Raw genomic sequence first — 17,713 nt, forward strand, 5'->3', positions numbered from 1 at the left:
GGAACGTTTCTTGAGATTACCGAGTAGTACTCCTTAACGGCGTCCAGCCGTAATGCCCCAGCCGAAAGAGCAGGGGCCGCAGTAACTGAAGCCCGTGCCTGAAACGCATGGGCTTCGCTTATTTGGAAAATACGAAATGCAGATACAGCGCAACGGCACGACCCGCCGCTATTCCGACAGCGTGGTGCATAACGGCACCGTTTATCTGGTCGAGGTGCCTTCTACCACTGATGGCGATATCGTCGCCCAGACCGAAAGCCTGCTTGCCGGCGTCGATCGTCTGCTCGCCCAGGCCGGGAGCGACAAGAGCAAGTTGCTGATGGTCACCGTCTACCTGCCCGACATGGCCGACTACGACGGCATGAACGCCGTGTGGGATGCCTGGGTGCCCGAGGGCTGCGCGCCGACCCGGGCCTGCGTGCAGGCCAGGCTGGCCAATCCGGGCTGGCGGGTTGAAATGGCGGTCACCGCCGCGCTATGACGCGCCATGCCGGGACTGATCCGCGGCTGGCGCTGATCGCCGACAGCTACGCCCGCCTGCTCGGCCGGCCGCTGGTCGATGCCGACGGCGGCATCGGGCCGGTGCTGTGGGAGGCGCCACGGGTGATCGTTGCCCATGGCACGGAGGCCGATCCGGTGTTCTTCTACGGCAACCGCTTGGCCCTGCGTGCTTTCGACATGGAGTGGGAGGACTTTGTCCAATTGCCGTCGCGCTATTCCGCCGAGCCGCTGGCCCGCGAGGAGCGGGCGCGCCTGCTGGAACGGGTGACGCGCGACGGCTATATCGACGATTACGCCGGGGTACGGATTTCGGCCAAGGGGCAGCGCTTCCGTATCGAAAACGCCATCGTCTGGAATCTGATCGACGCTGCCGGGCAAGTCCACGGCCAAGCGGCTACCTTCGAGAATTGGCTGGCGCTGCCCTGAGCGCAGGTCAGGGTTGAATGTCGGCAGCGCAATCGCAGCCTTGTCCGGCGGCGATCCAGCGACGCATCAGGCGGCGGATCAAGAGAACAGTGGCGGCAGGCAGCCAGGCCAGGTAGCGTTCGGGGTGGCCGAGCAGGCCGCAACGGTAGCAACCGTCGTCCGGCGACCATTCGAGCGCCGGGCAGGGGCCACGGGCCTGCAGGAAACGCAAGCGGGCGGCCGGGCAGGTTTCCAGCGCACAGCACACACCGCAACCGTTGCAGGCAGCACCGACTGCGGGCTTGGCCGGCGCTTCCCGATGCAGATGGACGATCTGCTCCACTACTTCACGGCCTGACCAGAAACAGTTCGGGATCGACCGGCGTGTTGTTGAGGATGACCGCCCAGTGCAGGTGCGGGCCGGTCACCCGGCCGGTCGAGCCGATGGCGCCAAGCGGGTCGCCACGCCTGACCGTCTGGCCGGGGCGGACGTCGATCCGCGACAGGTGCATGTAGGCGCTGATCAGGCCCTGACCATGGTCGAGGAAAACGGTGTTGCCGTTGAAGAAGTAATCGCCGGTATTGGCCACCACCGCATCGCTCGGCGCGCGTACCGGCGTACCGGTGCCGGCGGCCACGTCGAGGCCGGCGTGCGGATTACGCGGCAGGCCGTTGAAGATGCGGCGCAGGCCGAAGCGCGAGGAGAGCGGACCGGGCGCCGGCTGGTCGAGCACCGTATCCGGGATGCCGTCGGAGAAACGTTTTTTGACGGCCTCGGTGACCTTTTGCTCGCGTTCGATGCGAGCGAGATCTTCCGCTGACGGTTCGACCTTGCGCTTGTCCTTGATGGTCAGGCGTTGTTCCGGGTAATTCTTGATGCCGACGGCGACCGTTTTCGGTTCTGTGACGGTTCCCTTGGTTACCCGGATTTCCAGTTCGCCGGGCAGTGTGTCGAGTGGGATGCCGACCAGCGCGACCCAGCGCCCCTTGTCCCTGACCACGGCCAGCGCCTGGTCGCCCCAGCGGGCGGTCGGCGCCGCCTGTTCGGCCGGGCCGAGATCGACGAGGGCGACGCCGCCGGGGACCGGCGCGTTGCGGGGCAGGGCGAGTGCATGCAGGGAGCAGGTGAGAAGCAGAAGCGAGATCCAGCGTTTCATGTCGATATCGGTTAGGCCGGCTACGGATGTCGGCCGATTTCATGGGAGTGGCCGGTCATCACGGCGCACATGTCGCAACCCGGAACGATGGCGGGGCATACCGGCGCTGCAGGCAGCCGGGCGGCACCAGTGCTGCACTCGGTGTTTCGTTCAAACGGTACGGCTTACAGGTTGGAGGACTTGAAGGTATTGCACTGGTTCATATCGCCGCTTTCGAAGCCGCGCTTGAACCAGCGGACGCGCTGTTCGGATGTGCCGTGGGTGAAGCTTTCCGGCACGATGCGGCCCTGCGCCTGTTGCTGCAGGCGGTCGTCGCCGATGGCCGTGGCGGCGGTCAGGGCGGCTTCGAGATCGCCCGGTTCCAGCACCTTCTTCATGGTGTCGGTACGCTTGCCCCAGACGCCGGCCAGACAGTCGGCCTGCAATTCCATGCGCACCGAGAGGGCGTTGCCTTCGGCCTTGCTGGATTGCTGGCGGGCATGTTGCACCTTGTCGGCGATACCGAGCAGGTTCTGGATGTGGTGGCCGACCTCGTGGGCGACGACATAGGCCTGGGCGAACTCGCCGGGGGCGTGGAAGCGCTCTTTCAGCTCGCGGTAGAAAGCGAGGTCGATATAGACCTTGTGGTCGCCCGGGCAGTAGAACGGCCCCATGGCAGTCTGGCCGGTGCCGCAGGCGGTCGGCGTCGCGCCGGTGAACAGCACCAGCTTGGGCGCTTCGTACTGGCGGCCGTTCTGGCGGAAGGTATCGGTCCACACATCTTCGGTCGAGGCGAGCACCTTGGAGACGAAACGGGCCGATTCGTCATTGGCCGGTGGTTTGTGCGCGGCCGGCGCCTGTTGGTGGGCAATCGGCGTCTGCTCGATGAAGCCGAGCAGGGTCAGCGGATTGATGCCGGTGAAGTAGCTGATGACCAGTGCCAGGATGACCCCGCCGATGCCGACACCACCCACGCCAACGCCGCCGCCACCCCGGCGGTCCTCGATGTTGTCGCTCTCGCGGTAGTCGTCCATGCGCATGGCGGGCTCCTCTTAACGGTACTAGCGGTACTGATTGATCGCGTCGCGGGTTTCCTGGGCAGCCTTACGGGCAGCGTCGGCATAACCCTCGTCCTTGCCGGCGTACAGAATGGCACGCGAAGAGTTGATCATCAAGCCGGTGGCATCGGCCGTTCGACCGGCCTTGACGGTGGCCTCGATGTCGCCGCCCTGGGCGCCGATCCCCGGTACGAGCAGCGGCATGTCGCCGACGATGGCCCGCACGCGGGCGATTTCGGCCGGGAAGGTGGCGCCGACGACGAGACCGATCTGCCCCGTGCTGTTCCACTCTTTGGCTGCCAGACGGGCGACGCGTTCATACAATTTTTCGCCTTCGACCTCGAGGAACTGCAGGTCCGAGCCGCCGGGGTTGGAGGTGCGGCAGAGCAGGATGACGCCTTTGTCCGGATAGGCGAGGTAGGGTTCGACCGAGTCGCGGCCCATGTACGGGTTCACGGTGACGGCATCGGCCTTGTAACGCCCGAAGGCCTCGACGGCGTATTGCTCGGCGGTGGAGCCGATGTCGCCCCGCTTGGAGTCGAGGATGACCGGGATGCCCGGATGTTTGTCGTGAATGTGGGCGATCAGCGCTTCCAGCTGGTCTTCGGCGCGGCGGGCGGCGAAGTAGGCGATCTGCGGCTTGAAGGAGCAGACCAGATCGGCCGTGGCATCGACGATGGCGGCACAGAATTCGAAAATGGCATCGTCACGCCCCTTGAGGTGGGCCGGGAACTTGGCCGGGTCGGGATCAAGGCCGACGCAGAGCAGGGAATTGTTCTTCTGCCAGGCGGCGGCGAGTTGCTGGGTGAAGCTCATGGCTGATCCTTGGGCAAATAACGGGAAAACTTGTCGGGCAGCAGGCAGGTCTGCAGGCTGCGCTGGGTGAAGATGAAGCGGCCGTCGCAGACGAAACCGAGCTGCTGCCAGTCCACTTCCTTGTTCAGCATCATCGTGCACTCGATCAGGTCACGGCGCTGCATGCGGCGGTTGTTGGTGAACAGGGCCAGGATCGAGCCGTCGAAAGCATGACAGTCGTGCAGGAAAAATGGTTCCGAACGGCGCGTCCGGCCATTGACGTAGATGCGCGGCAATTCGTTGATCGGAAAATGGCGGCCCCACTGCCACCAGTTGCCTTCATCGAACTTGCGTACGCGGCGGGCGAGCAGTTCGGTCTTGTGCTTGTCGAGGTGGGGATGCTTGATGCCGTACAGCATGCGCCGGGTGTCGCCGGTCTCGCAGGTCTTCGAATAGACGAATTCCATGTTGCCCTTGGGATGGGCGAACAGGTGATCGGCCCCGGATACGGCGCCGACCTTGACGGTGAACACGTCGGCAAAGCGGATGCGGTGATCGTCGCGCAGGAACATCAACTGGCCGTCGACCTCAGTGAACACGCGGCCGTCGGCCATCTGCCTATCGAAGCGCCCCTTCTCGAAGCGGAAGATGGCGCAGTTGGGCGTCGCACCGTCGAAGACGCGGACGTCGCCGGTCTCGTAGAAGTGCGTGATGCTGCCTTGCTGGTAGAGCCAGGCGTTCAGCTTCTTGGCGGCGGTCAGCTTGATGAACTCGCGCGGCACGATGAAGACCAGTTCGCCGCCCGGCTTCAGGTGGCGGACGGCCTTCTCGATGAAGAACAGGAACAGGTTGCTGCGCGCATCGAACAGCTCAGACTTCAGGCGTTTCTTGGTGCCGGCGGCGACGTCCTGGTAGCGGACGTAGGGCGGGTTGCCGACGATGGTGTCGAACTGCTCGCCTAGCGGGTAGGCGAAGAAATCGCGTACCTCGGCGCCTTCCGGGGCGACCCGCGGGTCGATCTCGATGCCGACGCAATCGGTGCCGCGCTGGCGCAGGGTGCCGAAAAACGCGCCGTCGCCGGCAGAAGGCTCGAGAAAGCGCCCGCTGTTGCGGCACAGATCAAGCATGAATGCCACCACGTTGGGCGGCGTGAACACCTGGCCGAGTTGTTCGACGTCGCGGACGGTCATGCTGCTCAGAAGCCGGCGCCCGGTTGCGCCAGGTAGTCGGTTTCTTCCGCCGTCGAACTGCGGCCGAGCGCCGCGTTGCGGTGCGGGAAACGGCCGAAACGGGCGATCACCGCATGGTGACGCTGGGCATAATCGAGGAAGCCGTCATTGCCGGGGTGTTCGGCAGCCAGCGCCGCGAACAGCGAAAGTGAGCGTTCCTGGTCGACCAGCGCCTCGCTATGCTCGAAGGGAAGGTAGAGGAAGACCCGCTGGACGGCCGTCATGCCCCGGTCCCAGCCTTGGGCGACGGCCAGTTCGGCCAGGCGGCGGGCAGCCGCGTCACCAGCAAAGGCAAGGGCCTCGTTGCGAAACAGGTTGCGCGGAAACTGATCGAGCAGGATGAGCAGGGCCAGCGTGCCGTCGGCGTCGGCCGTCCAGGCATCGAGCCGGCCGGCCAGCGCTGCCTCGACGGCGGGCAGGAAGCGCTGGCGGATCGTCTCGTCGAAGCTGGCGTCCTTGCGGAACCACTCGCTGCGCGGCTGGCCATAGCCGGGCTCGTCCGGGCGGCCGAACCAGAAGGCGAGAACGTCAGCCGCCGTGCTGCCGTGCATTAGCCGGCCTTGCCCCACGAATCCTTGAGGGTCACGGCGCGGTTGAAGACCGGGGCGCCGGCCTTGGAATCGACGCGGTCGGCCGCGAAGTAGCCGTGGCGCTCGAACTGGAAGCGCTGCTCGGGCAGGGCGTCCTTCAGGCTGGGCTCGAGCTGGGCGGTGATGAGGGTCTTCGAGGCCGGGTTGAGGTCGTCGAGGAAATTGCGCTCCAGTTCCGGCGCATCGCCTTCGCGCCGGGCGCCAGGGGCGGGCACGCTGAACAGGCGGTCGTAGAGGCGGACTTCGGCCGGATAGGCGTGCGCCACCGAGACCCAGTGCAGGTTGCCCTTGACCTTGACGCTGTCGGCGCCCGGCGTACCGGACTTGGTGTCGGGCAGGTAGGTGCAGTGCACGGCGACGACCTTGCCGTTTTCGTCCTTGTCGCAGCCGGTGCATTCGACAATGTAGCCGTACTTCAGGCGCGCCTTGTTGCCCGGGAACAGGCGGCGGAAACCCTTCTCAGGCACTTCCTGGAAGTCCTCGGCCTCGATCCACAGTTCGCGGCCGAAAGGCATGGTGCGCGTGCCGAGTTCCGGGTGCAGCGGGTGGTTGGTCACCGCGCAGTCCTCGAACTGGCTTTCGGGGTAGTTGTCGATGATCAGCTTGAGCGGATCGAGTACGGCAACGCGGCGCTGGTCGGATTCGTTCATCACTTCGCGCATGGCGTCCTCGAACAGCACGTAGTCGATCAGCGAATCGTTCTTGGTGACACCGACGCGGTCCATGAACAGCCTGAAGCCATCCGCCGAATAGCCGCGACGACGGGCGCCGACCAGGGTCGGCAGGCGCGGGTCGTCCCAGCCTTCGACATGCTTTTCGTCGACCAGCTGGATCAGCTTGCGCTTGGAGAGCACAACGTAGGTCAGGTTGAGGCGCGAGAACTCGATCTGCTGTGGCAGCGGGCGCTGCAGCAGGCCGCCCTCGGCCAGGCGTTCGAGCAGCCAGTCGTAGAACGGGCGCTGGTCTTCGAATTCCAGGGTGCAAATCGAGTGCGTGATGTTCTCCAGCGCATCCTCGATGGGATGGGCGAAGGTGTACATCGGATAGACGCACCACTTGTCGCCGGTATTGTGGTGGGTGGCGTGGCGGATGCGGTAGATGGCCGGGTCGCGCAGGTTGATGTTGGGCGAAGCCATGTCGATCTTGGCGCGCAGGATGTGGGCGCCGTCCGGGAATTCGCCGGCCTGCATGCGCTTGAAGAGGTCCATGCTCTCGGCGGCGCTGCGGGTGCGGAAGGGCGAGTCCTTGCCCGGCTGGGTCAGCGTGCCGCGATTGGCGCGCATTTCGTCGGCGCTCTGGCTGTCGACGTAGGCATGCCCGGCCGAAATCAGGTACTCGGCGAACTGGGCCATCCAGTCGAAGTAGTTGGAAGCCTGGTAGAGGTTGGTTTCACCGGCTTGCTCCCACGAGCAGCCGAGCCACTTGACGGCGTCGATGATGGAATCGACATATTCCTGCTCTTCCTTCTCCGGGTTGGTGTCGTCGAAGCGCAGGTGGCAGCGGCCGCCGTAAGCTTGGGCGAGGCCGAAATTGAGCAGGATGGACTTGGCATGGCCGAAGTGCAGATAACCGTTCGGCTCGGGCGGGAAGCGGGTGCGGATCTTCGCGGCATCCAGCGGCGCGGCGGCGTGGTCGGCGGCCGTGCCCGGATGGCCAGCCCAGTGGCGCTGGGCGTGCTTGCCGGCGGCGAGATCCGCCTCGACGATGTTCTTGATGAAATTGGCGGCGGGGGCCGGGGTGTTGGCGGGCTGGTTGGGGCTGCTCACGGGAAAACCTCTTTGATTAAGCGCGTTATTTTACCCGCCCGAGGCGCTTCAGACAGTAGAATTCGGGGATGTCCTTCCTGCACCAGCTCTCCGCGCTTAATTTCCTGGCCGTCGGCTTCGGCGCCGCCCTTGGTGCGTGGACGCGCTGGCTGCTCGGGCTGACGCTCAATCCGTTGTTCATCGCCGTGCCGCTCGGTACGCTGGCGGCCAACCTGCTCGGCGGTTATCTGGTCGGCGTCGCGGTGGGCGTTTTTCACCTCAACACGCATTTTCCGCTGGCCTGGAAACTGTTCGCCATTACCGGTTTTCTGGGCGGCCTGACCACCTTTTCGACCTTTTCGGCGGAAGTCGTCGAGCGCCTGCTCGCTGCCCAGCCGGGCTGGGCCATCGGCCTGGCTGTGGTGCACCTGGCCGGCTCGCTGGTGGCTACTTATCTGGGTTTGCTGACGGTCGGCGCTACCCGCATCTGGGGCTGAGCCGCCAAGGCGCTGCCGGCGCAAACCCTGTTTCCCTCGCCGATTGAGCGTTTGCATTACCGGAGCACGGCGCTACGGGACTCCCTTTATCCGGGCAACAGAACACGTCGCTGGAGCAATACGCCGTGCGCTAGGGTAGGGGCAGAGTAAGGGCCGACTGCCGTCAGGCACCGGCGACGGCCGCCCCGAGGTAGTCCTCGAGCTGCCGGTCGTGCTCCTGAAAATGGGCGAACAGGGTTTCGCGAACCCGTTCGATGCCTTCGATGGCATGAATCCCGTTACCGTCCTTGGCAAACACCACGCGAATTTCCTTCAATTGCTCGGCGATCGCCATATGCGCCTGGTTGTGCGCGATGCGGTGCGCCGCCGGGACGATGCCTTCCATGAACATCAATTCGATCACGTTGTGTTTCAGCGTCGTTTCGACAAAGGCCCGGATCGTTTGTTCGATATTGCCGCTGCAAATACCGCGCTGGCTGGCATGGCAGTCATTGCAGTTATCCAGCCGATCGCGCTGGTCGCACATGGACTGGATGCGGTCGATCAATTGCAGCAGGTGTTCGTGATCCCGGCGCATGGTCTCGATGGCCTGTTCCCTGATCGATGGCATACCTTGATCCTCTTCGGAAAAGCCGCGCTGTAGCGGTATTGCCCGGAAAAATCACACCAAACCGGCGGCTCAGGGCAGCTTTCGTGCCGCATGTCCGCCGGTCAGAACTTAGGCCGCCGCCAAGGTAAACAGTTCCGGCCGGGCTGCAACGAAACGGAAACATCCATGCAAGAAAATTCCGGCCTCACCTTAAACCATGCATCTGGAGACTCCATGCGCAACTTTCTCGCCACTGCCGCCGTCGCCCTTGGCCTCACCGCCTGTGCCAGCCAGGCGCCGACCCCCACCCAGCCGGCTGCCCCGGCACCCGCTGCTGCATCCGAGCCGAAAGCCCCACAGTGCTGGAACGGCGATGCCGGCAAGTTCATGGCTGTCGGAACCCAGACCGCCATTTCCGGCGTCGCCGTCGTCTGTGAAAAAACCGGCGATGGCAAGAACGCCCAGTGGATGGGCGCCAAGCACTAAGCCGCAGCAGCTCGGCCCCAGTAGGTTTCTACCAGCCCATTGCATTTACGCCGGCGCCGCCTACTTATAAAGGCATAATGAATTCGCTTGGCGAGCAGCGTGCCGAACCGCAGGGAGGTCGATATGGCGCAACCAGGGTGGCTGGTGTTGGCGGGTTTGGGATGGGCGATGGCCGGCAGCGCCGTGGCGGGGGATTGCGCCATGCTGCGCCCCAATGCCGATCTGTCCGGTTGCGATTACTCGCGCCAATCCCTGGCCGGCAAGGACTTGCGCGGCGTGCGTCTGGTCGGCGCCAAGCTGGAGAACACCGATCTGCAGCGCGCCGACCTCTCCGGTGCCGATCTATCCGGCGCCAACGCCAAGTGGGCACGCTTCCAGGGCGCCCGGCTGGTCAAAGCCAAACTGAAAAACGCCGATCTCTTCCACGCCATATTTGACCGGGCCGATCTGCAGGAGGCCGACCTGTCGGGAGCCTATCTGTTTGGCGCCAACCTGATCGATACCTCGGCGCGTGGCGCCGACTTCAGCCGTGCCTATCTGAAAGACATCCTGATGGAGGGCATCGACCTGTCAGGCGGTTCGATCAAGGACTGTTACGCTTTCCGCGGGGTCATGATCGGCGCCAAGTTGGTGGGGACGGATCTGTCGGGGGCCGACCTGACTGGGGCGGCGGCCGACAACGCCGACTTGTCCGGGGCCCGGCTCAAAGGAACCCGTCTGGCGGGCGCTACGCTGCGTTTCGCCGATTTCTCCCGTGCGGACCTGCAGGGCGCGGACTTCGCCCATGCCGACGTGTGGAATGCCAGTTTCGACAAGACGTTCAACCGCCCGGCTTCGCTGACCGAGGCCCTGGCCGAGGTCTTTACCGGTTCGGCCAAGCCCTGACTCCCTTGAGGCGCTAACGCAGGCTTTGGGCGAAGGCGGCTGACCAGTTGCCCAGGTGGCGTTCCACTTCGGCCGTGTAGGCTGCGTCGTCGCCGAGTTGCGCGTTGATTTCGGCATGCGTCTTGTCCAGCGGCAGCACGGTGGCCCGGGTGCCCAGCCCCTGTGCCTTGGCGACAAAGTTCCCGGCTTGCGGGCAGGCGTTGGCGCGGCGGCTTGAGCAGACAGCCAGGATGGGAGCGCTGATTGCGCGCAGTTGTTGGTAGGGCGAAGCGGCCAGCCAGTCGGCCGGGTTGCTGCCAAAGGCGCGGTCGTAGAGCGGCAGGTGGCGAGCATTCATGATGGCAGGTACGTCGAGGGCGCCGCTGTCGAGCAGTACCGTGCCGCGCCACGGCCTGGCGCCGGCTTCGTTCACCAGGTCCGGGCGGGCGGCGAGCAGGGCGATCAGGTGGGCGCCGGCCGAATGTCCCATCAATACGATGTTGTCGCGGTCGATGCCGAGTTTGCCGCCATCCCGTTGCACTGCGGCCAGGGCGCGTGCCACGTCGCGGGCCTGTTCGAGCGGGGCGGCCGTCGGTTGCATGCGGTAATTGATGCTGGCGAAGGCAATGCCGCGCGGCAGCCAGCGGGCCACCTTGTTGTCTACGACGCGCCCCATTTCCTTGTCGCCGCGGCGCCAGCCGCCACCATGCACCATCACGATCAGCGGCGCATCCCCGTTCTGCGGGGCGTACAGGTCGAAACGCTGTTCCGGCGCCGGGCCGTAGGGCACATTGCCCAGCGTCGGCGGCATGTCGGCATTCGCCGCGGTGAATGCTCCGAGCAGGAGGAGGGTGACGCTCAGGCGGGGCAGGGACATGGATCTTTCTCGGGGTACTTTAGGCGATGGCCAGTGCCGAGCGCAGGGCACGGACGCCGGTCGGGTTCAGGAGCAGACCCAGCGCACCGCAGTTGAGCAGTGCGGTGGCCCAGAAGGCGATCTGGAACGACAGTTTGGCCGACTTGTGGCGCAAGCGCCGTTGGGCCAGCAGGGCGCCCGGCCAGCCGCCGATCAGGGAGAGCAGGTGCAATGTGCTTTCCGGGGTGCGCCAGCGGCCGGCGCGCGCCGCGCTCTTGTCCATCCAGTAGGCGATGAAGGCGACCCCGCTGGCGCCGGCATACAGCCCGAGTACGGGCAGCGGCAGCTTGCCGGCCAGCGCGGCGGCGATCAGGAAGGCGATGAACAGGCCGCTGGCGAGCGTAGGCCACGAACTCGGGCCGTCGGCAGGCCTGGCGTTTCGTCTGCCCGTGCCGCGCACGAATTCGACGGCTGCTGCTTGGAGCCGCCCTTTCGGATCGCGGGCCAGCTCGTAGGTGACGATCTCGTCGCCGACGGGGCGTTCCCGGCGGCCCCGGAAAGCCTTGATATGCAGGAAAACGCCTTCACCGCCACCGTTAGGGGTGATGAAGCCGTAGCCCTGCTCATCCTTCCATTGGGTGATTCGTCCCTGGTGGCGCATCGATGTCCTTGCCGGCGTAGTCGGCTGGCATTTTCGCCGATTCAGACAACGTAGAACAGGATGGCGATGAAATGGGCCAGGCTGCCGGCAATCACGAACAGGTGCCAGATGCCGTGCCAGTGGCGGAATTTCCCGTCGAAGGCGAAGAAAACGATCCCCGCGGTGTAGGCGATGCCGCCCGCTGCCAGCCACCAGAAGCCCGCCAGCCCGAGACTGGCGAGCAGGGGGTTGATCGCCACCAGGACGATCCAGCCCATGATCGCGTAAATGACCAGCGACAGGACGCGCGCCTCGGAGCGAGGCTTGATCTCCTGCAGCATGCCGATGGCCGCCAGCGACCAGACGATGCCGAACAGCCACCAGCCCCATGCGCCGCGCAGGCTGATCAGGCAAAAGGGCGTATAGCTGCCGGCAATCAGCAGGTAGATCGACAGGTGGTCCAGCTTGCGCAATACCCGTTTGATCCTCCCGCGCACGCTGTGATAGATCGTCGAGATGCTGTAGAGGAGGACCAGCGTCGCGCCATACACCGACATGCTGAATACTTTCCAGCCATCGCCGCTGGCCGCCGCCAGTGTCACCAGCCAGACTGCACCGGTCAGCGCGAACAGGGCGCCGACCAGATGTGTCCAGGCATTGAAGCGTTCTCCGTAATACATGGCTGGATTCCCGAGGTTTGGATCGCAACGGTTTACGAACCGTTTCGACCATGCCGGGCGAGCCGCGTTCGCCTGTCGTGGTTTAGCCTGCAAGCCCGCGGTGCCGACGGCAAACCGGACCCGGAATGCGATAATCCCGGCCCATGACCCAGGCAAGACAGCACGGCGCCCAATCGCGGCGCGACGATACCCTTCTCGACACCCTGACTTCCGATGCCCGCAAGCTCCGGGCGCTGGCCCGCGACCTGCGCCAGGCGGCCGGAGACAAGCGCGAACGGGCGCAGACCGAATTCGCCGCCCTGCGTGAACGCTCGAAAGCGGCCGTTGCCGAGCGGCGCGGCAAGCTGCCCAAGCCGGAATTTCAGGGCGATCTGCCGGTCAATGAACGGCGGGCCGACATTGCCGAGTTGATCGCGAAAAACCAGGTGGTCATCGTCTGCGGCGAGACTGGCTCGGGCAAGACGACACAGTTGCCGAAAATCTGCCTCGATCTCGGCATCGGTGCCCGCGGCCTGATCGGCCACACCCAGCCGCGCCGGCTGGCCGCCCGCTCGGTGGCGACGCGCCTGGCGCATGAACTGAAGACCCAGGTCGGCGCCGGGGTCGGCGTCAAGATTCGCTTCCACGACAAGAGCACGCCGGAAAGCTGGGTCAAGCTGATGACTGACGGCATCCTGCTCGCCGAGTCGCAGTCTGATCCCTATCTGAACGCCTACGAGGCGATCATTATCGACGAGGCGCACGAGCGCAGCCTGAACATCGACTTTCTGCTCGGCTACCTGAAGCAGTTGCTGCCCAAGCGGCCGGACCTCAAGCTGATCATCACCTCGGCGACCATCGATGCCGAGCGCTTCGCGCAGCATTTCGCCATGGGCGAAAAGCCGGCGCCGGTGATCGAGGTGTCCGGCCGGCTCTACCCGGTCGAAGTGCGTTATCGGCCGGTCGCGGACCTCGACAAGAAGGACGACGAACGCGACCTCTACGACGCCATTGTGGACGCCGCTGACGAACTGTCGCGCCTCGGTGCCGGCGACATCCTGGTCTTCCTGCCCGGCGAGCGGGAAATCCGCGAGGCGGCGGAGGCGCTGAGGAAGCACGCGCTAGCCCGGCCGGGGCTGAGCACCGCCCACGCCCCGGAAATCCTGCCGCTGTTCTCCCGCCTGTCGGCTTCTGATCAGGACCGCATCTTCAAGCCCTCGGGCGGCCAGCGGCGCATCGTGCTGGCCACCAACGTCGCCGAAACCTCGCTGACCGTCCCGGGCATCCGCTACGTGATAGACACCGGACTGGCCCGGGTCAAGCGCTATTCCTACCGCAACAAGGTCGAGCAGTTGCAGGTCGAGCCGATTTCGCAGGCGGCGGCACGCCAGCGCGCCGGTCGCTGCGGCCGGGTGGCGGCCGGCGTCTGCGTGCGCCTTTACGACGAAGCCGATTTCAACGCCCGGGCGCCGTTCACCGATCCGGAAATCCTGCGTTCCTCACTGGCCGGCGTCATCCTGCGCATGAAGTCGCTGCGCCTGACCGATGTCGAGACTTTCCCCTTCATCGAGCCGCCGCCGGGGAAGGCGATCAATGACGGCTACGCGCTGCTGCAGGAACTTGGTGCGTTGGATGACGAGAATCGCCTGACCAAGGTTGGCGATGCGCTGGCCAGGCTGCCGCTCGACCCGCGCATCGGCCGCATGCTGGTTGCAGCCCGCGATTTGGGCTGCCTCTCTGAAGTGCTGGTCATCGCCGCCGGGCTGTCCACGCAAGACCCGCGCGAACGTCCGCAGGAGCGCCAGCAGGCCGCTGACGAGAAGCACAAGCAATTTGCCGACGAGAAATCGGAATTCCTCGGCTGGGTCAAACTGTGGGCCTGGTTCAGGAATGCCGTCGACCACAAGAAATCGAACAAATCACTGGTCGATACCTGCCACGCCCATTTCCTCTCCTACCTGCGCCTGCGCGAATGGCGCGAGGTGCATGGCCAGGTGCACGCCATGGTCACCGAGCTGGGCTGGAAGGAAAACGACATCCCCGGCACCTACGAGGCCATCCACCAAGCCCTGCTGTCGGGGCTGCTCGGCAACATCGGCTGCAAGTCGGATGAATCGGGCTACTACCTCGGCGCGCGCGGCATCCGCTACCTGATCCACCCCTCGTCGCCGCTGCAGAAGAAGGCCGGCAAGTGGATCATGGCGGCCGAGATCACCGAGACGACGCGCCTGTTCGGCCGCTGCGTGGCGCGCATCGAAGATGGCTGGATCGAGAAAGTGGGTGCTCACCTTATCAAGCGCCAGTACTTCGATCCGCACTGGGAAAAGAAGGCCATGCAGGTCGCCGGCTGGGAGCGCACGACGCTCTACGGCATCGTGATCAACCCGAAGCGGCGCATCCACTACGGCCCGCTGGCGCCGGCCGAAGCGCGCGAGATTTTCATCCGCCAGGGCCTGGTCGCCGAGGAAATCGACGAGAGTTTCGCCAAACGCTGGCCCTTCTTCCAGCACAACCAGAAGCAGATCCGCGACATCGAGAAGATCGAGCATAAACAGCGCCGGCAGGACGTGCTGGTCGATGACGAGCTGATCTACGCCTTCTATGACCACCTGATCCCGGCCGACATTCACAACGGCGCCACCTTCGACCATTGGCGCAAGAGCGCCGAGCAGGAAAATCCCAAGCTGCTGTTCCTCGCCAAGGACGACCTGATGCGCCACTCGGCGGCCGGCGTGACGACCGAGGCCTTCCCGCATCACCTCAAGGTCGGCGGCGTGGATTACGCGCTGAGCTACCACTTCGAGCCCGGCTCGCCGAAGGACGGCGTGACGCTGACCCTGCCGCTGGCTCAGCTCAACCAGATTCCGGCAGCGCGCATGGAATGGCTGGTACCCGGCCTGTTGAAGGAAAAACTGGTCCAGCTGATCAAGACACTGCCGCAGAAGATCCGCGCCAAGCTGGTGCCAGTGCCGGAATTCGTCGACGAGTTCATCGCCGCCACGGCCGGCAACGACAAGAAGATGAACGCCGGGCTGATCCCGCCGCTGATCGACTACATCCTCGAAGCGCGCGGCCTGAATGCTCGCGGCTGGGCAGTGACGCCAGATGCCTTCCGCCCCGACGCGCTACCGCCGCATTTCTCGATGAACTACAAGCTGATCGACGAGCACGGCCGGCAACTCGATATGAACCGCAGTCTGGTTGCCTTGCGCGGCGAATGGGGCAAGGAGGCCAAGGAGGAATTCGCCGAGCTGCACGAAACACCGTCCGAATATACGCAACTGACCGACTGGACCTTCGGCGAGCTGCCGGAGTTGATGGAAGTCCCGGTTGGCAAGCAAACGGTGATCGGCTACCCGGCGCTGGTCGACGACGGCGAAACGGTCAGCCTGAAAGTCTTCGACTCGGCCGAGGAAGCCGCCGAGACGCACCTCAAGGGCCTGGCCCGGCTGTTCATGCTGCAGTTCAAGGAGCAGGTGAAGTACTTCGACAAGAACGTCCCCGGCCTGACCCAGATGGGCATGCAGTACATGGCGCTGGGCACCACCGACGAATTGAAGCGGCAGATCGTGGCCCTGACGTTCGAGCGCGCCTGCCTGACCGAACCGCTGCCGACCACGCCGGAAGCATTCAAGGCCCGCTGCGCTGAGGCCAAGGCGCGGCTCGGGCTGATCATGCAGGAGGTTTGCCGCCTGGTCGGCACCGTGCTGACCGAGTGGCAGGCGGTCAGCAAGAAGCTGCCGGCTTTCAAGGCGCAGGCAGCGGTGGTTGCCGACATCGAGGCGCAACTGAAGCGCCTGCTCGGCAAGAACTTCGTGGTCGATACGCCGTTCGAGCGCCTGCAGCACTACCCGCGCTACCTCAAAGCCATTGTCGTTCGCCTCGACAAGCTGAAGGCCAATCCGGGCCGCGATGCGTCCCTGATGGCCGAATACGGCCCGCTGTGGACCAATTACGAACGGCGCGCCATCCAACTGGCCAAGATGGGGACGGTCGATCCGCAGATTGAGCAATTCCGCTGGCTGCTGGAAGAACTACGCGTCGGTCTGTATGCGCAGGAACTGCGTACGCCGGTGCCGGTGTCTACCAAGCGCCTGCAGAAGCAATGGGAAGGGATCAAGAATGGCTGACGTGATGCTCGCCTTGGCGCGGACCTTCGCCAACCTGAAGGACGGCAAGGTCTGGCTCTACGTCCTGACGCCGGCCCTGTTCTCGCTGCTGCTTAGCATCGGCCTGGCGATCTGGGTGCTCGGCGCCGTCGTCCAGCACCTGATGGACTATCCGCCGATGACCCTGCTTGTCGGCTGGGGGCTGGTCTGGCTGGCTCACCTCCTGGCTTATATGGGCGGCTGGCTGGCGATATTCGCGGTGGCCTACATGACTGCCTCGCTGCTCGCCGCCATCGTCATCATGCCGCTGATGTTGAATCACCTAGCGACTATCGAATATCGCGACGTGGCGGCGATGGGCAAGGACAGTTTTGTCGCGGCAGCGCTCAATAGCCTGCTGGCCGCGGCGATTTTCGTCATCGGCTGGGTCGCCACCATTCCGCTCTGGCTCATTCCCGGCTTTTCGCTGCTCGTGCCTCTGTTGCTGATGGGCTGGCTGAATCGTCGGACGTTCGCCTACGACGCCTTGTCGATGCACGCCACCGCGGCTGAATGGGCGGAAATTCGCCAGCAGAATAAGACGCCCCTGTTCATGCTCGGCCTGACCATGGCCTTGCTCGCCCATGTGCCGCTTGTCGGCCTGCTGGTGCCGGCGTTAGCCGCACTGGCCTTCGTCCATTACGGGCTGGAAGCGCTGCGCCGCTCGCGTGGCGGCGCCGTCGTCACCATCGAGGGAGAACGCATATGAGTCGCACCTTTGGCGCCGTGATCATCGGCGATGAAATCCTGTCGGGGAAACGCCAGGACAAGCACTTCGCAAAGATCGCCGAACTGCTCGCCGCCCGCGGCCTGCGCCTCAGTTGGGTCGAATACCTGGGCGACGATCGCCAGCGCCTGGCTGAAACCTTCAAGCGGACGATGGCGGACGGCGACGTGGTGTTTTCCTGCGGTGGCATCGGCAACACGCCGGACGACCACACCCGGCAGGCGGTGGCAGCGGCGCTTGGCGTTGGGTTGGAACTGCACCCCGAGGCCTTCGAGGAACTGAAGATCCGCTTCGCCGGCGAGGAAATCAGCGACCAGCGCAAGCTGCTGGTCACCTTCCCGGCCGGCGTGCGGATGGTTCCCAATCCGTTCAACCGGATTGCCGGCTTCATGGCCAAGGACCATTACTTCGTGCCCGGTTTTCCGCAAATGGCGCACCCGATGATCGAATGGGCGCTCGATACCTTCTACCGGGACGAATTTCAGCCGGTGGCGGACAGCGTTGAAAAGGCTTTTCTGCTCACTGGGCCGAACGCCTACGAAAGTGCATTGCTCGACCTGATGGAGCGCATCGTCGCCGACTATCCGAGCCTGCGTCTGTTCTCGCTGCCCTCGCTGGTCGGCAAGGAGCGCCGGCATCTGGAACTCGGCGTCGAAGGTGCCCCCGAACTGGTCGATCGGGCGATGGAGGAAATCCGCGTCGAGATCGACAGGCGCGACATCCACTGGGAGTGGCGGCCGTAGTCGGAGCGAAATGAGGACGTAAAAAAACCCGCGAAAGTCGCGGGT

At 64.7% G+C, this 17,713-nt stretch carries 19 protein-coding genes; 8 read left to right on the plus strand and 11 right to left on the minus strand.

The genetic code is table 11. The features are described from left to right. The first annotated feature begins 136 nt into the window (after positions 1–136). Complete coding sequence (locus LZ012_RS06090; RefSeq protein ID WP_275708632.1) at positions 137–481, plus strand: RidA family protein; 345 nt, start codon at positions 137–139, stop codon at positions 479–481. Continuing rightward, on the plus strand, positions 478–927 hold the full coding sequence (locus tag LZ012_RS06095) for an MEKHLA domain-containing protein (protein WP_275708634.1): 450 nt from the start codon (positions 478–480) through the stop codon (positions 925–927). The genes LZ012_RS06090 and LZ012_RS06095 overlap by 4 nt, the downstream gene beginning before the upstream one ends. Positions 928–934: 7 nt before the next feature. Here LZ012_RS06095 and LZ012_RS06100 read toward each other — a convergent pair whose 3' ends face one another. The 7 genes from LZ012_RS06100 to LZ012_RS06130 form a co-directional block, all read right to left on the minus strand. After that, complete coding sequence (locus LZ012_RS06100; protein WP_275708636.1) at positions 935–1,249, minus strand: hypothetical protein; 315 nt, start codon at positions 1,247–1,249, stop codon at positions 935–937. Positions 1,250–1,253: 4 nt separating this feature from the next. Further along, positions 1,254–2,063, minus strand: a complete 810-nt coding sequence (locus tag LZ012_RS06105; protein WP_275708638.1) for a peptidoglycan DD-metalloendopeptidase family protein — start codon at positions 2,061–2,063, stop codon at positions 1,254–1,256. 164 nt (positions 2,064–2,227) lie between these two features. Further along, positions 2,228–3,082, minus strand: coding sequence for a KPN_02809 family neutral zinc metallopeptidase (gene ypfJ / locus LZ012_RS06110; protein ID WP_275708640.1), 855 nt, complete (start codon positions 3,080–3,082; stop codon positions 2,228–2,230). Between the two features lie 21 nt (positions 3,083–3,103). Continuing rightward, positions 3,104–3,916: an orotidine-5'-phosphate decarboxylase gene (gene pyrF / locus LZ012_RS06115; RefSeq protein ID WP_275708642.1), complete on the minus strand. Its 813-nt coding sequence runs from the start codon at positions 3,914–3,916 to the stop codon at positions 3,104–3,106. Then, positions 3,913–5,085, minus strand: a complete 1,173-nt coding sequence (locus LZ012_RS06120; RefSeq protein ID WP_275708645.1) for a class I SAM-dependent methyltransferase — start codon at positions 5,083–5,085, stop codon at positions 3,913–3,915. The genes pyrF and LZ012_RS06120 overlap by 4 nt, the downstream gene beginning before the upstream one ends. Positions 5,086–5,090: 5 nt before the next feature. Next, the gene (locus LZ012_RS06125; protein ID WP_275708647.1) at positions 5,091–5,675 is read right to left on the minus strand and encodes a DUF924 family protein; all 585 of its coding nucleotides are present in this window, start codon (positions 5,673–5,675) and stop codon (positions 5,091–5,093) included. Further along, positions 5,675–7,480, minus strand: coding sequence for a glutamine--tRNA ligase/YqeY domain fusion protein (locus LZ012_RS06130; RefSeq protein WP_275708649.1), 1,806 nt, complete (start codon positions 7,478–7,480; stop codon positions 5,675–5,677). Before LZ012_RS06130 ends, LZ012_RS06125 begins: the two co-directional genes overlap by 1 nt. A 68-nt stretch (positions 7,481–7,548) precedes the next feature. Between LZ012_RS06130 and crcB the strand changes: the two genes are divergently transcribed. Further along, positions 7,549–7,956, plus strand: a complete 408-nt coding sequence (gene crcB, locus LZ012_RS06135) for a fluoride efflux transporter CrcB (RefSeq protein WP_275708651.1) — start codon at positions 7,549–7,551, stop codon at positions 7,954–7,956. 163 nt (positions 7,957–8,119) lie between these two features. Here crcB and LZ012_RS06140 read toward each other — a convergent pair whose 3' ends face one another. Next, a complete protein-coding gene (locus LZ012_RS06140) occupies positions 8,120–8,566 on the minus strand; it encodes a hypothetical protein (protein ID WP_275708653.1) in 447 nt (148 codons plus the stop codon). 213 nt (positions 8,567–8,779) lie between these two features. Here LZ012_RS06140 and LZ012_RS06145 point away from each other — a divergent pair, with 213 nt between their 5' ends. Together LZ012_RS06145 and LZ012_RS06150 are read left to right on the plus strand one after the other, a co-directional pair. After that, complete coding sequence (locus LZ012_RS06145) at positions 8,780–9,031, plus strand: hypothetical protein (RefSeq protein WP_275708655.1); 252 nt, start codon at positions 8,780–8,782, stop codon at positions 9,029–9,031. A 99-nt stretch (positions 9,032–9,130) separates the two neighbouring features. Further along, the gene (locus LZ012_RS06150; RefSeq protein ID WP_275708657.1) at positions 9,131–9,916 is read left to right on the plus strand and encodes a pentapeptide repeat-containing protein; all 786 of its coding nucleotides are present in this window, start codon (positions 9,131–9,133) and stop codon (positions 9,914–9,916) included. Between the two features lie 13 nt (positions 9,917–9,929). On the opposite strand, the gene LZ012_RS06155 is transcribed toward LZ012_RS06150, so the two are convergent. From LZ012_RS06155 to trhA, 3 genes are read right to left on the minus strand one after another with little or no spacing between them, the layout of a single operon-like run. After that, complete coding sequence (locus LZ012_RS06155) at positions 9,930–10,772, minus strand: alpha/beta hydrolase (RefSeq protein ID WP_275708659.1); 843 nt, start codon at positions 10,770–10,772, stop codon at positions 9,930–9,932. A gap of 19 nt (positions 10,773–10,791) precedes the next feature. Further along, on the minus strand, positions 10,792–11,412 hold the full coding sequence (locus LZ012_RS06160) for a DUF1294 domain-containing protein (RefSeq protein ID WP_275708661.1): 621 nt from the start codon (positions 11,410–11,412) through the stop codon (positions 10,792–10,794). Between the two features lie 41 nt (positions 11,413–11,453). Continuing rightward, positions 11,454–12,071: a PAQR family membrane homeostasis protein TrhA gene (gene trhA / locus LZ012_RS06165; protein WP_275708663.1), complete on the minus strand. Its 618-nt coding sequence runs from the start codon at positions 12,069–12,071 to the stop codon at positions 11,454–11,456. A 143-nt stretch (positions 12,072–12,214) separates the two neighbouring features. Between trhA and hrpA the strand changes: the two genes are divergently transcribed. Genes hrpA through LZ012_RS06180 form a run of 3 tightly spaced genes read left to right on the plus strand, consistent with a single transcriptional unit; the run spans position 12,215 to position 17,668 of the window. After that, positions 12,215–16,180 carry an ATP-dependent RNA helicase HrpA gene (gene hrpA / locus LZ012_RS06170; RefSeq protein WP_275708666.1) on the plus strand — a complete coding sequence of 1,322 codons (3,966 nt, stop codon included), beginning with the start codon at positions 12,215–12,217 and terminating at the stop codon, positions 16,178–16,180. Continuing rightward, a complete protein-coding gene (locus LZ012_RS06175) occupies positions 16,173–16,907 on the plus strand; it encodes an EI24 domain-containing protein (protein WP_275708668.1) in 735 nt (244 codons plus the stop codon). Before hrpA ends, LZ012_RS06175 begins: the two co-directional genes overlap by 8 nt. Further along, positions 16,904–17,668, plus strand: coding sequence for a competence/damage-inducible protein A (locus LZ012_RS06180; protein WP_275708670.1), 765 nt, complete (start codon positions 16,904–16,906; stop codon positions 17,666–17,668). The genes LZ012_RS06175 and LZ012_RS06180 overlap by 4 nt, the downstream gene beginning before the upstream one ends. Positions 17,669–17,713: the final 45 nt, after the last annotated feature.

This window comes from Dechloromonas hankyongensis, from assembly GCF_022012295.1.
Classification (GTDB): domain Bacteria; phylum Pseudomonadota; class Gammaproteobacteria; order Burkholderiales; family Rhodocyclaceae; genus Azonexus; species Azonexus hankyongensis.

What these genes read in the sequence shown, in the direction of transcription:
- pyrF (WP_275708642.1), bottom strand. Translation starts at nt 3,916, where the DNA reads ATGAGCTTCACCCAGCAACTCGCCGCCGCCTGGCAGAAGAACAATTCC.
- LZ012_RS06125 (WP_275708647.1), bottom strand. Translation starts at nt 5,675, where the DNA reads ATGCACGGCAGCACGGCGGCTGACGTTCTCGCCTTCTGGTTCGGCCGC.
- LZ012_RS06180 (WP_275708670.1), top strand. Translation starts at nt 16,904, where the DNA reads ATGAGTCGCACCTTTGGCGCCGTGATCATCGGCGATGAAATCCTGTCG.
- ypfJ (WP_275708640.1), bottom strand. Translation starts at nt 3,082, where the DNA reads ATGCGCATGGACGACTACCGCGAGAGCGACAACATCGAGGACCGCCGG.
- LZ012_RS06120 (WP_275708645.1), bottom strand. Translation starts at nt 5,085, where the DNA reads ATGACCGTCCGCGACGTCGAACAACTCGGCCAGGTGTTCACGCCGCCC.
- LZ012_RS06160 (WP_275708661.1), bottom strand. Translation starts at nt 11,412, where the DNA reads ATGCGCCACCAGGGACGAATCACCCAATGGAAGGATGAGCAGGGCTAC.
- LZ012_RS06175 (WP_275708668.1), top strand. Translation starts at nt 16,173, where the DNA reads ATGGCTGACGTGATGCTCGCCTTGGCGCGGACCTTCGCCAACCTGAAG.
- LZ012_RS06095 (WP_275708634.1), top strand. Translation starts at nt 478, where the DNA reads ATGACGCGCCATGCCGGGACTGATCCGCGGCTGGCGCTGATCGCCGAC.
- trhA (WP_275708663.1), bottom strand. Translation starts at nt 12,071, where the DNA reads ATGTATTACGGAGAACGCTTCAATGCCTGGACACATCTGGTCGGCGCC.
- LZ012_RS06145 (WP_275708655.1), top strand. Translation starts at nt 8,780, where the DNA reads ATGCGCAACTTTCTCGCCACTGCCGCCGTCGCCCTTGGCCTCACCGCC.
- LZ012_RS06105 (WP_275708638.1), bottom strand. Translation starts at nt 2,063, where the DNA reads ATGAAACGCTGGATCTCGCTTCTGCTTCTCACCTGCTCCCTGCATGCA.
- LZ012_RS06155 (WP_275708659.1), bottom strand. Translation starts at nt 10,772, where the DNA reads ATGTCCCTGCCCCGCCTGAGCGTCACCCTCCTCCTGCTCGGAGCATTC.
- LZ012_RS06090 (WP_275708632.1), top strand. Translation starts at nt 137, where the DNA reads ATGCAGATACAGCGCAACGGCACGACCCGCCGCTATTCCGACAGCGTG.
- crcB (WP_275708651.1), top strand. Translation starts at nt 7,549, where the DNA reads ATGTCCTTCCTGCACCAGCTCTCCGCGCTTAATTTCCTGGCCGTCGGC.
- LZ012_RS06140 (WP_275708653.1), bottom strand. Translation starts at nt 8,566, where the DNA reads ATGCCATCGATCAGGGAACAGGCCATCGAGACCATGCGCCGGGATCAC.
- hrpA (WP_275708666.1), top strand. Translation starts at nt 12,215, where the DNA reads ATGACCCAGGCAAGACAGCACGGCGCCCAATCGCGGCGCGACGATACC.